We start from the raw sequence: 12165 nt of genomic DNA on the forward strand, positions 1-12165 counted from the left end.
AACACACAGCGTTCCCCGAGCGCTCGTGCGCGGTCGCGCGCCCCTGCATTGCGCCTGGTGACGACCACTTGTTCACAGAATCCGATATCCGAGCGTTGGCCGGAGATGCGCGAAGCAGGGATCGGCAGTCTCGACGCCGCTGCGGCCGTAGGCCGTGATCCCTTCAAGTCCCCCGTGCGGCTGTGGATGGAGAAGACCGAGCGGCATGACCTGCTGCAGCCTGTCGATCCTTCCCTCGTTCAGTCCGCAGAAACCGCAGCCTATTGGGACCGCCTGCTTGAGCCCATCGTGGCGGCGCACTATGCGCTGCGCACAGGGCGCCAGGTGCTACGCACTCGCGCCTTGCTGCGGCACCCGCAGCACCCCTGGATGCTGGCGCTTCCCGGCCGCGAAGTCGTCGGCGCTCCCGATGTCCAGCTGCTGGAGTGTCGATGCGTCGGCATGCACGCGGCTGAGCTCTGGAGCGCGGGCCTTCCCGCCTACGTGCGGATCCAGATGCTGCATCGGCTGGCTGTCACAGGCGCCCAGGCCCTGGATGTGGTTGCCCTGATCTGCGGCCAGGACCTGCGGATCCACCGGGTCGAACGCGACGAGGTCGAGATCTCCCGACTCATCGATGCCGAGCGCGAGTTCTGGCACTGCGTGGCAACCGACTGCGCGCCGCTGGCGGGCGATCGGGCGGAGGTCTGAGATGGGCAGCATCGTCTACCGGGCCACCAAGGACCAAGCCCTCCATGACGAACTGCATAGCGTCGCAGCCTTTGCTGCGGTGCTGGCACATCGCGCGATCGGCAACCGCCTGTGGTTCCTGGCGCAGAACCGCTCGGGCGAACACGCCGGACGCATCTGGATCGGCCTGACCCTCATCGATTGCAGGAAGGGTGAAGTGGCTGTCAAGAGCATGGACGAGAGCTGCGGGCCGTACTACTTCGACTGTCCCTTGGCCTTCCTGGATCGGGCCAGTCCTCCGACTGGGCCCTACGCAGGCCCATGGCGCGAGAAGGTGCGTGAGTTCCATGCAAACCGGGCCGCCAAACGAGCGGCCATCCGCCCGGGCCTGCGCGTCTCCTACGGCGAATCGACCTACGTGCTGCGCCGAAGTCTCGGCCGCCGTGGCTGGGACGTGGCGCGAGAGAGCGACGGCCTGATCTGCCGCCTGAAATCCCGACAACTCGGCAACGCGACGGTGTTGCCGTCCCAAGAAAAACATCCACAAGAGAAACACCCATGAAGACCAAGTTCCGGCGGCACGCCACAGTGCCGCCCCATACCCGAGACCCCTTCGCCCAAGATGTATTCAAGTGGTCTGCCGACTTCGAGGTCCCCTCGATCGGCGACGACGTGCTCATCCGCATCAACGGAATCGGCCGCGCCAAGGTGGTGGGCTACGCCTCGCAGGGCGGCTACCTGGGCGTGATGACCGTGCCGTACAGCCCGCCCGATTGGTGGATTCGCCAGAACGGACCACCCAGCCCCGACAACGCGGCGCTGACGTTCGGCGCGGAGATCTCGCGCATCGACGCCGGGGAGGGCGCATGAGCGGCACCGCGTTCACCTCGGCCATGCCCCGCACGGTGGTGGTCTTCAGAATCGAGCTTGCCGTCTTCGATGAGGAGGCGCTCGCTGGTGCTGCCAGGGTGCGTGCACGCGAAGATGGCCTGGACGATGAGGCGTGGGCGTCGATGCGCTCGGGCATCTCGGATGACCTGGTCATGCTGCTGGATCCGGGCCTCATTGCCGATGCGGGCTTCGAGATCCTGCAGTCGACATGTGAGGTCTGCGAGGTGAATGAGGGGAGCCTGCATGCCTTCGAGCAATGTTGAATTCGTCACCGAGCTGATGGAGTTCAGCGCTCACGGTGCGCTCATCCAGGCGTTCGTGATGCAGGCGCTGGAGCAGTACGCCAGGCGCGTCGCTGAAACGGATCCCCAGGCGCTGGACACGCCCATGGTCAGTGGTCATGCCTGGCATGGCTGCGCTGTGGAAGTGCGGGACAAGCTGGCCAGAAGGCTCGGCCGCATCGACCCGATTCCCCCGCCCCTTTGTCCGCGCGAGGGCACTGACTCTCGACGGTAGCGCACTCGCTGCAACTGCATTCAGGCGCCCTGCCTGCGCATCGGACCTCCTGGTCCGCCTTCATCCCCTACGCACGCACCCACCACGCCCCGGCCTCTCTGGCCTGGGGCGTGGTGGAGGTGCGCGCGTAGGTCTGGCTCGCCCTTTATCGCCCCTTAGGGCCGGCACTTCATGGCGTCGCCGTCAACGGCTGCGCTCACAACATAGAGGATCAACTTTGTTTATTCCGATCATGGCGGAGGCACACGCTCGCCCGCAATCAACCAGACCGTCCCAGGAACGGCTGAATCACTCTCCTGCAGCTTCCACCAAACAGGACATCTGCACCTATCACCTGGTGCGCGTCAGCCGCAACCGCAAGACCGGTCCGATCCCGGTGACGACGACGAGTGCGAACTCGTGCCCGCCGAGTTGCGGCTTCAAGGGCAATGGCTGCTATGCCGAAAGCGGACCCCTGGCCATTCATTGGCGCAGCGTGTCACAGGGGAGGCGAGGCCACAGCTTCGATGAATTGCTCCAGGAGATCTCCACCTTGCGGCGCCATGCCCTGTGGCGCCACAACCAGGCGGGTGATCTGACACCCGAAGCGCCCGGCGTCATCGATGCCGGCCAGCTCACACGGCTGGCCGTGGCAAATCGGGGGCGTCGCGGGTTCACCTACACGCACTATCCGCCCACCCCTGGCAACCAGGCGGCGATCCTCAATGCGAACCGGCTTGGCTTCACGGTCAACCTCAGTGCCGAGACCTTGGTCCAGGCCGACGCGTATGCGGACCTTGGCATCGCGCCGGTGGTGGTCGTCCTGCCCCAGGGGTGCACCAAGCCAATGCGAACGCCTGCCGGGCGCCAGGTGATCGTCTGCCCTGCCAGCACCGGCAACTCCGATTGCCTGAACTGCGGGATCTGTCAGCAACGCGATCGCGCCGCCATCGTGGGTTTTCCGGCCCACGGCGCAGGTGCCCAGCGCGTGCAGGCGATCTTCTTCAAGGGAAGGCCCTCATGAGAAGCACACCTGACGCGATACCCGCGCAGGGCGCGGCCGGCCAGAAGGAGATGTTCCCGCTCGACGAAGCGTTCTTGCAGCGGGTGGACCGCGTGATGCTGCAGCGCAAGCAAACCGATCCGTTCCAACAGGAAGCGGCTTGGCGCGCCACCGAAGAGGAGGCCAGGTTGCGACAACTCCAGTTTCCAGATGAAGAACCTGTCCGTGTCCCTCTACTTTGAATGCGGCATCAGAACGCCGCTCTCCCGATCTCCCTCTTCTCATCTCGACGACACAGACCCCGGCGCCCTCTCAAGGGACCGGGGTTTGGTCCTTGTGGGGCTGGAGATTCACCTCACCAACCAGAAAGAAAGAGATAAGGACATCGCCATGAACATCTGCTACGGGCCAATTGACTACTTGACGGCCTTCGCATTCGTGCTCGCGACCGGAATCCTCTTGGGCCTTGGGCTGGGATGGAGTTTCTGCAGCTACTTGCGCCGGGACTCTTTTGGGGGCCTTTGAAGGAAACCGGCGAACACCTGACCAGCAGATCACCACATCGCCATCGAGTCGGCCGGCTCGATGGCCACGCCCCATTTCCGCTGGGGTTTCACAACGGCTCGCCCCAGCGGATTGAAGGGGCGGGCTGGACAAGATTTCAATCACATCAAGGATTGCTCATGCACAAAGAACAGGCCTTGACGCCGAACGCTTTCGAGCGCATCGCCGTTGGCAAGGTCGTCATCGCGGATGGCGCCTTCCAGAGAAAGACAACCACATGGCCCATCTCGAACACCTGTTTGTAAGGGGCATCCGCTTCGACACCGAAGTTCAGTACCTCGCACAGGATGCAAAGGGTCTCGTGTACGAGAACCTGCCCATCTGCAAATCGGCATCGGCCGAAACTTGTGCGCTTGCCAGCGTGGTCCAGTGCCTGGCAATACTGGGGCAGTTGTCCCGCCCGCAAATGAGAGAGGCCCAGCGCTTGGCTCGAAAGGCATTGCAGGGAACTAGCGACGACAGCGTTCTGCGCTGCATCGAAGCTGCAGGGTTGCCCATCGTCGCCGAATTGCACGTCTCAGATTCCGGCCAAACGGGCCACCTCGGGGCGATCGCTCTGGAGGCGCTGCGCGCGAGCCACGCATGCCTGGTGCACTTCGAATCCGCCGCCGCCAACCGATGGGCGACGGTGATCGGGGTGGAGTGGGACCGTGCGACTGGCGAGCCCAGGGCGTTGTTGTTGCTGGATGCCGGCGCAAATGAACCCTGGGCCTGCGCCCACAACGTGCGCATTGAACTGCAAGCCGAGGCGGGCAGGTCGGTACGTGCGAGTCCGGGGTTCACGCTGAACTGTCGTCATCTCACGGGCGAGGCCTGTGCGGTTCGTCTGCGCAGCTTGATCGTGTTGCGGCGCGAGACGCCTGCCGGTGTCTAGCTGCGACGAGTGCTGCGCTTCTTGACCGGGTAGGGCCGGGCGGTGCGCGGGGCCCGCGTCAATGTCACATCGAGATCGCGCTGCTGCGGCAAGTCCGGGTCCATCAACTCATGGGCGGGCGCGCCGATGGCTTTGGCAATCAGCTCGATGTTGTCGATGGAGATGTTGCGCTGGCCGCGCTCCAGTGTGCCAACGAAGGCCCGGTCCAATCCGGCCTCGGCGGCCATGCGCTCCTGCGACATGCCCGCGTGAATGCGCATCAGGCGGATATTGCGGGCAAACACCAGGCGAAGAGAAAGAGGGATGGCACGAGGCATGCCCTCGATGCTCGAAAAACGAGGTGTTTGAAACCACGGTGTTTGAAACCCTTTAACATTCGGATGCAATCAACGAAGTGATAGAGCTGCGCGCTGGATCGGGTACTGCCCGGTCCGGCGTGCGTCACCTTAATCAAAAAGGAGATTCAAACACGCCTTTAAAGAGAAGCCAACGAAGACGAAGCCGCATTCAGCGCTGCGATCGAGGGGGCCATCCGGCTCACTCGGAGAAGTCAGTCTCGCGCGGCTCGCCAGGGTGGGGACCTTCCTGCCTTCCTCCTTTCCACTCAAAACTCAACATGGACTCATTGAACATTTATCACTTGCTCATCCTCGTCGGCTTGGTTGTCCCGCCTGCTCTGGGCTGGCGCTTCGCCAAGAAACTGGGCCATCACGGCGCCTGGGGCCTGCTGGCCTGGAGTCTGTGTGTTCCGTGGGCGGGCATCGTCGTGCTGGCCGTCTTGGTTTTCATGAAGCTGCCGTTTGAACGGGCGGCTGAGCGAGATTCCGGTGCAGGGGCGGCGCGTAGCACGCTGTAGTTATTCGGGTCGGCTAAACCCGGTTGGCGCTTTTGTCGACTTCCATCAACGGCCGCCCGCCCAATGGCCGTACACGCCTGATCCGGAAGGCTTCACGGCGCTTTCACTTCCTTTTAAGGGCCTCTCATGAAAACCATGCTCGGCAGCGTCTTCGCTGTGCTCATCGCGATCGTCTGGACGCCCTTGGCGCTCGCCAAGGGCATCGATCCGCTGATTAACCCCGATGCCGTGAAGCACCAGATCGACCGCTCGGCCATGGAGATCCAGATCCAGGGCTGGAGCCGCGATCTCAAGTACCCGGTCTACCCGATCCAGGTGCACGCGGGAGCCGACGGCGTGTACTACACGACCAATGATCGGGCGAGTTCCTACAAGGAATTCGACTTCGACGAACTGCGCTGCGAGATCGGTGATGCCGACCGCGCTGTACTCAAAGCGCCTGGCTATGGCTGCGCCGACGGCGTGTGCATGACCGAGGAAGGTGCCGTGCTCGGCACTGATCCCCGACGGCCGGTGAACAAGAAGCATCGCTGCTGAGCAAGCAGGCCATCGCGCGTGCTCTGCACTCTGACGGTGGCGCCGACATGTTCGGCTTGCACCTTCGCATAACCATTCCTCATCAAGAACTTTCTACATGACTACCTTCAATACGATCAAACTGATCGGCTTCAGTCTCGCCTTGACCGTGATGGCCGGTTGCGGCGACAGCGAGATCTCCGCCGTCAAGGACACGCGCTTGCACGGTGACGAGTTCACGGTTGGCGAGACCTTGAACAAGGTCAAGGAGTGCAAGAGCACCGACTGGACCAGCGAGATCGTGAACAACGCCACGATCGTCACCCACACCTGTACGGTCAAGCTCGATGACGGGTTGCTCAAGTTGGCCAAGCAAGGAGAGCTGGACGCTTTGAAAGCCAAGGCAAATCTCGCCGACCTCTCCGTGACCCACGCGTTGTCGGAAGCCCGCAGCATCCAGGCTAATGCACTGCGCTACAGCCAGGAGCGCGCGGCGCAAGCTTCCCGACGGGTGGCGGAGATCGATCAGCGGATCGAACGCATCGCCACGGCGCAACGTTCGGAATTCCTATCGCTCAGTGGTGATCGACTGCGACGAGGAGAAGCACCACCCGACGCTGCGGCATGGGAAGCGCGTCGTGCCGAGAACTTGGCTGCGGTGAATGGAGAAAAGGAAAAGCTGCTGGCAGAGATCGAGGCCGAAAAGCAGAAGACTCAAGCTGCCATTGATGCAGCCGCCAAGCAGATTGAGGACGCATCGACCTGGAATGAGAAGTACGCGCAGGAGATTCAGCGAACCCATCAATCCATGATCAAGGAAGTAGATGCTTACTACGAGAAGAGCCATACCCTTAAGGTCAAGACGGCGTTTCGATACCGTGAAGCCGGTAGTGCTGAGCCGGTCTCCGCCGCCTTGTTCATTGATGACCTGGAGGGGAGAAGTGCTCTGCCGGTCTATCTCATGGATCCTAATCGCATGCGGGAGTACCTCACCTACCTGACGAAGAGCGGGCTGGGAATGGAGGCCAATCGTTTGTTCGAAGAGCGACTCCCGATTGAACACATCAGCGGCCCTGAGGGCGGCTTCAGATACAAGGCCCCGAAATCTGCGAAATGACTTTCCGCTGACGCCCAGCCTTTGCAATCTGCCTCGGCGGATTAGCGGAGCCTGGGCGAGTCAGCTCTGCTCTTTTTTTTGCTAGGGCATCGCCCTTTTTCCATGCATTGCTCGCAGATATCGAAGAGGCGGCGCGGATGCTCGGATCGCCGAGCAACAACCCTTTTTCATTTTCCATTTACATTCAGACCAAGTAGGCGTCGGATCACTCGCGAGGGTACTTCTGTGACCAGCACAGATAGTCGTGGATGGTGGCGGCGAATTTGTACACCACCATCGGTGGAGAGTCGTAGTCATTGCAATCGTGCTTTGAGTTCATGTACTAATTGAGGGCAGTCTCAAGCTGCCCCTCCTAATTTCTTCATATCACTCTTAAATGGGCCGCTTGGGCAGATCGGATTGGTCTCCGAATAAGAGATGGCGTTCTCTTCTGTTGTTTATTTTTACATGTTTTCCTATTGGTATAGGACTCTCACGTCGAGGGACTAGAGGGGGAGGGTAAATTAGCATGCGCACTTACCGTTTCTCCAATTTCCAATTAGGAGCAGAGAATGGCCAGTTTTCACATCACGGTCAAGACGGGTAAGAAGGGCAGTGCCGCACGGCACTCGAGCTATATCGCTCGTGAAGGTCAATACGCACGAGAAGATAAATCGGCGGATCTCATTGCGACTGGGTATGGCAATCTTCCGCCGTGGGCCAACGGATCGCCTCGAGCGCTGTGGAGTGCAGCCGATAAGTACGAACGTAGTAATGCTGCCGCCTATCGTGAATATGAGGTGGCATTGCCGGTTGAACTGACGGCAGAGCAGAATGACGAGTTGGTCAATTCGTATATTCAGGAGAGCTTCAAAGGCAAGCCCTACCAATACGCCATTCATTGCCCCATGGCCAGCCTTGGGGGCGTTCCCCAGCCGCATGCGCACATCATGATTTCTGAGCGCCTGGACGATCAGCATGACCGGGAGCCGTCTCAATATTTCAGGCGCTACAACCCCGTGCATCCGGAGCGAGGCGGGTGCCGGAAGGACAACTGTGGGCGCCCGCGTGGGGTTCTGGGGGCCGAGGTGACCATGCGGCGCAAGCACTGGGCCGGCAAACAAAACGAGTTCCTGGAGAGGTTCGGGCACGCCGTTCGTGTCGACCATCGCAGCCACGAGGAGCGAGGACTGACTGCCGCTCCGGGCAGGCATTTGGGGCAGGCCGCAGTACGAAGCATGACCCATGGGAGCAAATCATGCAGGCCCAGCACACCGGTTCAACATGAGGGTGCGCAAGAAAAGTAGAGCGTCCAAAGCAAATAGCCGCTACTCCTGCTACAAAGTAGCAGGAGTAGCGGCCTTTTGTGGGGCGACAAGTTTAAAGGCGAGGGTGGCGCTGCCTTCCCGGCCGAGCCAGCCGACAAGGCTTCAGCTCAGATCCGACCCGACGGAAGGCCGCTGAATGGCGGCGGAAACCAGGCCGGCGGGTTTTGGACCGGGAAGAACTCCGGGTTCAAGTGCACGAACGTGGTCTTGTTGCTGAACTCCAGGCGTACATGTCCAGCCCGGACCATGAAGATCAACGCAGCCTCTCGGCGCACAGTGTTGCGAAGAGCGGCCGGGCCGAACTTCAGGATTTCATTGCGGCGAAAGCGTGACATGCCGCCATAGCGCTCGCACTGTTTCCAGAGCCAGCGCCCCAAACTGCCCGCATCAATTTCGTCTTGAGGGATCTCCGGCTTGGCGCCAAAAATCTCCTTATGCTGCATAAGATGTCCGCGGGCAATATTGATCCCACGTTCCGCATTGACCACATTGATCGGGGATGGCCCGTGTTCGATATACTGAAGGACTGCGCTGATGCGCGCCGCCTGCTCCCCAATCTTGGAGGCAGCCTCGGGGATATCCGCGAACGAACCTCCAGGGGCTTGTGCCAATTCGGTCTCATTGAAGAAGTCGATCCAGGGCTTGTAAGCCGGCGGCTCATATTCCATGACGTATTTGCTGGCCGGCGCATCGAAAATATGTGTTGCCTTCAGGATCTCCGTGACCCTGGCCTTGAATTCGTCCGAGCGAGTGCGAGAAATATCCTCGCCGGTGATGATTCGGGTCCCTCGCTTGGGTAGGGCCTGCGAGATTAAAAAACGGGACATGAAGCCGCTGTTGTGGAGCTCGCTGCCCTTGCGTTTCAGGAATTTCTTGAGCACCTCTTCCTGGACAGCGATTGTTACGCCAAAATTCGGGCTGATGATCTTCAGCGTTTCCTTAGTCCTGCGCGCAATTTCAAGATCCTCGTTGCTCCAGAGTGAATTAAACATGCCGAGTGATCGAAAAAGTGCCGATTCGAGAACAACACCGCCTTCGGAGGAAACAATTGCTGCAGTGGGATGCTCCTCGTGCAGTCGTTGAGCTACGGCCTCGGCGGTGGCATCCTGCACGAGCAGTTTGAAACCCTTTGGACGCTTGGGCTTTTCTTTCAGCATCTGCTCGATTTCATCTTGGACTGCCTGCGTCGGTTTGCCTGATTTCTTCAGGCTGGACTTCCGGCGATAGAGGTCTTTGATTTCGGCCTCCCATTCAGAAAGTGCGAGGTGATAGTTGTCGATCTGCGGAAGTATTCGCATTTCCTCCTCGTGCTGGAAATCGGCGATGGGCTGAAAAATGTCCTTGTACACAGTCGTCTTGCGCTCACCGCTGGGAACGATATCGATAAAGGACAGGCTCACGGGGCCCTCTTGCCCACCAGGGCGGCGAACACGGAGGAAGTGCTGGCATGCGAGGGAAGCGACAGACAGGTGCGCAGACGCAATCAAGGACTCGGGTGCCTGGGTGATGCGCTCTGTCGCGAGGACAGACTCGCGAAGCAAGGGCGGGAGGAAGAAGGTCGGGAAGTTCATAAAAAATAGAAAACGATGCGCCGCATCTGAGTACAGAGTGGCGGGTGGGTGTCAGGGATGCTTGGCAGCGTGTCGGCGCTCTGAACTGAACTGCTCGGTTTAGTCGAGACAGTTTTCCTAGAGGACGGCAGGTCGCAATTTTTTGCGGAGTTCCGTTTGCACTCCGTCGGGGTCAAGTATTGCAGGCTGCTGTGGTGACATGCCTCGCTATAGTGATTGCGACAGACTTCGATCAGGAACAGCGGCTTTGCGGCGCGAGCGGAACCATTCGATGGACAGGCACCCGTCGCAGAACTTGCCGTTGAAGCTCTCGTCGGTTCCGCTCTGCTGAGGCTCGCCTGGGTCGTTGAGTACAGTGGCAATGGCAGCGTGCGCGATTAACTCCAGACCCCAGGATGGCCTGGCGGACGAAGTCGGCCCGGTGTCCGAGCCCATGAACAGTAGCGCCCCGTGCAGGCTCACCAGGCGCGACGACGCTCCGATGACGCGCCTGGAGCGAATGGTCTCGGCCACATCGATGGCCAGGCACTCGTGGGTGTATTCGTCCACCACGGTCAGACATTTGATTTGCTGACCGCTGGCAGTGGTGTCGAAGTCGAAGTCGTAGGCTCAGACCATGTTGGGCTTGAACGGCGTGTGGATGCGCGGGCGCACCGAGGCGACGCGCTTGCGCGGCCGTTTTCGGGGGCACCAGCAGGCTTGCCCGGCGCCACAGGCGATGCGTGCGTGACCAACTCCGCTCGAAGCCGCTCTGATGCAGGAACACGCGAATGCGGCGATAGCCGTAGCGCGGATACTGAGCCGAGAGTACCTTCATCGCCGCGAGCACCGGTGCATCCTTGGGCGGCAGGCGCAGCTCGTAGCTGGGCGCGGCGCAGACTCAAGTCCCGTGCGCGCACGAAGGCCAGTTGCCCGCGCCGATCTCCTTGAGGATCTCGAGGTCCAGATCTCTCTCGGCAAGGAGCTTCTTCAGCCGGCTGTTCTCACGCTCCAGGGCCTTCAGATGCTTGACGCCGCGGATCAGCCCACGTCCACCGTCACCCGCAGGAACGTCGCGGCGATCAGGCAGGTGTTGGGGTACTGGCTCTGGTTCTGGCTCTGGAACAGCGTCACCAGCTCCGTGCGCAGTTCGTCGGTGCGCCCCGCCTGGGCTGCCGCGTCGAATGCGTTCATGGTCGGCCCGTAGAACTGCCGGAAGGTGTCGACGAACTCTGCCGGTGAACCCTTGAAGTCGAAGATGTAGCTGTCGCGTTCCCAGCTGATGGCCTCCGAGGCAACGCCCGCCGCGCCAAAGCGCTCGATGATGTTCGGGGTCGAGCCCCAGCCCATCGGGCTCACGAAGCCCTCGGGCGGCGGGGGCGCATACGACGAGCTGATCTTCAGGATCTGCGCCACCAGCGTCGGGTCGTTCGGGATCCAGTTGCCCATGAGGATGCGACCGCCCGGACGCGTGACACGCACCATCTCCCGTGCCACGTCGAAGGGCCTGGGCGCGAACATGGCGCCGAACATGCTGATGACGAGGTCGAAGGACTTGTTCTCGAGCCGCAGCTCGCAGGCGTCCCCTTCCTCGAACCGGCAGCTGGCCGATAGCCCGGCCTGGGCCGCCCGCCGGTTGCCCGCGGCGACCAGGTTGGCGGCGATGTCCACGCCCAGCACCTGCGCGCCGAGTTTCGCGGCCGGGATGGCGGTGTTGCCGTCGCCACAGCCGAGGTCCAGCACCTTCATGCCGGGCGTGATGCGGGCATGCCGCACGACGTCCTCACCGCTCTCGCGCATGCTCTCGGCGATGCGGGTGAAGTCGCCTTTTTCCCAGAGGGCCTTGTTTGGGTTCATGACTTCACCTTCTCGATCATGTGGTCGATCACGTGCGTGTGCTCGTGTTGCGGGCTGAACATCACGATCTCCGCGTCGGCGTCGACCTTGACGTTGTGGCCGGGCGGCCAATAGAACAGGTCGTTGGCCTGGACGGTCTCCTGCTCCCCGGCGTCGTCGGTGGTGGTGATCTGGCCCTTGAGCACGAACCCCCAGTGCGGGCACTGGCACGAGTTGTGGTTGTTCAGGCCCTGGAAGAGCGGCGTCGTGTCGACGCCCGCCGACAGCGTGAAGTACTCGCCGCTGATCTTGCTGTAGCCGGTCGCGTCGCCGAAATTCAAACGCTGCCGGATCAGGGCACCGGGAATTTCCATCTTCACGTCGACGGCGTCTTTTGCGATATGCATGAGGTACTCCTTGAGGGTCCGCGGGCGCGAGGGTGGTGCGTCTATTCGTTGCACCCGCCAGATTCGATAGACGGCATACT

General features: G+C 61.3%; 18 protein-coding genes and 1 pseudogene. 13 read left to right on the forward strand and 6 right to left on the reverse strand.

Translation table 11 applies throughout. The annotated features are described in order from the left end of the window. The first annotated feature begins 57 nt into the window (after positions 1-57). From AC1RAD_RS05050 to AC1RAD_RS05090, 9 genes are all read left to right on the forward strand, one after another. Positions 58-690: a YqaJ viral recombinase family nuclease gene (locus tag AC1RAD_RS05050; protein WP_492734099.1), complete on the forward strand. Its 633-nt coding sequence runs from the start codon at positions 58-60 to the stop codon at positions 688-690. A 1-nt stretch (position 691) separates the two neighbouring features. Continuing rightward, positions 692-1231, forward strand: coding sequence for a hypothetical protein (locus tag AC1RAD_RS05055; RefSeq protein ID WP_492734100.1), 540 nt, complete (start codon positions 692-694; stop codon positions 1229-1231). Next, the gene (locus AC1RAD_RS05060; RefSeq protein WP_492734101.1) at positions 1228-1539 is read left to right on the forward strand and encodes a hypothetical protein; all 312 of its coding nucleotides are present in this window, start codon (positions 1228-1230) and stop codon (positions 1537-1539) included. The genes AC1RAD_RS05055 and AC1RAD_RS05060 overlap by 4 nt, the downstream gene beginning before the upstream one ends. Beyond that, complete coding sequence (locus tag AC1RAD_RS05065; RefSeq protein ID WP_492734102.1) at positions 1536-1823, forward strand: hypothetical protein; 288 nt, start codon at positions 1536-1538, stop codon at positions 1821-1823. Before AC1RAD_RS05060 ends, AC1RAD_RS05065 begins: the two co-directional genes overlap by 4 nt. Continuing rightward, complete coding sequence (locus AC1RAD_RS05070; protein WP_492734103.1) at positions 1804-2076, forward strand: hypothetical protein; 273 nt, start codon at positions 1804-1806, stop codon at positions 2074-2076. The genes AC1RAD_RS05065 and AC1RAD_RS05070 overlap by 20 nt, the downstream gene beginning before the upstream one ends. 217 nt (positions 2077-2293) lie before the next feature. Next, positions 2294-3079 carry a DUF7227 family protein gene (locus tag AC1RAD_RS05075; protein ID WP_492734104.1) on the forward strand — a complete coding sequence of 262 codons (786 nt, stop codon included), beginning with the start codon at positions 2294-2296 and terminating at the stop codon, positions 3077-3079. After that, complete coding sequence (locus AC1RAD_RS05080) at positions 3076-3300, forward strand: hypothetical protein (RefSeq protein WP_319359388.1); 225 nt, start codon at positions 3076-3078, stop codon at positions 3298-3300. The genes AC1RAD_RS05075 and AC1RAD_RS05080 overlap by 4 nt, the downstream gene beginning before the upstream one ends. Then, positions 3284-3583, forward strand: a complete 300-nt coding sequence (locus AC1RAD_RS05085; protein WP_492734105.1) for a hypothetical protein — start codon at positions 3284-3286, stop codon at positions 3581-3583. The genes AC1RAD_RS05080 and AC1RAD_RS05085 overlap by 17 nt, the downstream gene beginning before the upstream one ends. 256 nt (positions 3584-3839) lie before the next feature. Then, complete coding sequence (locus AC1RAD_RS05090) at positions 3840-4496, forward strand: hypothetical protein (RefSeq protein WP_492734106.1); 657 nt, start codon at positions 3840-3842, stop codon at positions 4494-4496. Here AC1RAD_RS05090 and AC1RAD_RS05095 read toward each other — a convergent pair. Next, on the reverse strand, positions 4493-4813 hold the full coding sequence (locus AC1RAD_RS05095) for a helix-turn-helix domain-containing protein (RefSeq protein ID WP_487847917.1): 321 nt from the start codon (positions 4811-4813) through the stop codon (positions 4493-4495). The two genes, AC1RAD_RS05090 and AC1RAD_RS05095, sit on opposite strands and share 4 nt — an antisense overlap. 299 nt (positions 4814-5112) lie before the next feature. On the opposite strand from AC1RAD_RS05095, the gene AC1RAD_RS05100 reads away from it, so the two are divergent. The 4 genes from AC1RAD_RS05100 to AC1RAD_RS05115 all read left to right on the forward strand — a co-directional run bounded on the left by AC1RAD_RS05100 (position 5113) and on the right by AC1RAD_RS05115 (position 8271). Next, positions 5113-5352, forward strand: a complete 240-nt coding sequence (locus tag AC1RAD_RS05100) for a hypothetical protein (RefSeq protein WP_487847916.1) — start codon at positions 5113-5115, stop codon at positions 5350-5352. Between the two features lie 126 nt (positions 5353-5478). Then, the gene (locus tag AC1RAD_RS05105; protein WP_492734107.1) at positions 5479-5889 is read left to right on the forward strand and encodes a hypothetical protein; all 411 of its coding nucleotides are present in this window, start codon (positions 5479-5481) and stop codon (positions 5887-5889) included. Positions 5890-5986: 97 nt separating this feature from the next. Continuing rightward, positions 5987-6985 (forward strand): hypothetical protein, encoded by a 999-nt coding sequence (locus AC1RAD_RS05110; RefSeq protein ID WP_492734108.1) that lies wholly within the window; start codon positions 5987-5989, stop codon positions 6983-6985. A 551-nt stretch (positions 6986-7536) separates the two neighbouring features. Then, on the forward strand, positions 7537-8271 hold the full coding sequence (locus tag AC1RAD_RS05115) for a MobA/MobL family protein (RefSeq protein ID WP_487847913.1): 735 nt from the start codon (positions 7537-7539) through the stop codon (positions 8269-8271). 128 nt (positions 8272-8399) lie between these two features. On the opposite strand, the gene AC1RAD_RS05120 is transcribed toward AC1RAD_RS05115, so the two are convergent. From AC1RAD_RS05120 to AC1RAD_RS05140, 5 genes and pseudogenes are all read right to left on the reverse strand, one after another. Further along, complete coding sequence (locus AC1RAD_RS05120) at positions 8400-9863, reverse strand: YfjI family protein (RefSeq protein ID WP_492734109.1); 1464 nt, start codon at positions 9861-9863, stop codon at positions 8400-8402. A 207-nt stretch (positions 9864-10070) separates the two neighbouring features. Further along, positions 10071-10412 carry an integrase core domain-containing protein gene (locus tag AC1RAD_RS05125; RefSeq protein ID WP_492734110.1) on the reverse strand — a complete coding sequence of 114 codons (342 nt, stop codon included), beginning with the start codon at positions 10410-10412 and terminating at the stop codon, positions 10071-10073. A 120-nt stretch (positions 10413-10532) separates the two neighbouring features. After that, positions 10533-10875, reverse strand: a pseudogene (locus tag AC1RAD_RS05130) (IS3 family transposase); the annotation flags it as partial. 8 nt (positions 10876-10883) lie between these two features. Next, positions 10884-11699, reverse strand: a complete 816-nt coding sequence (locus AC1RAD_RS05135) for a class I SAM-dependent methyltransferase (RefSeq protein WP_492734111.1) — start codon at positions 11697-11699, stop codon at positions 10884-10886. After that, positions 11696-12085, reverse strand: a complete 390-nt coding sequence (locus AC1RAD_RS05140; protein WP_159275044.1) for a cupin domain-containing protein — start codon at positions 12083-12085, stop codon at positions 11696-11698. The genes AC1RAD_RS05135 and AC1RAD_RS05140 overlap by 4 nt, the downstream gene beginning before the upstream one ends. Positions 12086-12165 lie beyond the last annotated feature (80 nt).

Source organism: Variovorax sp. GW823-FHT04B03, assembly GCF_058796495.1.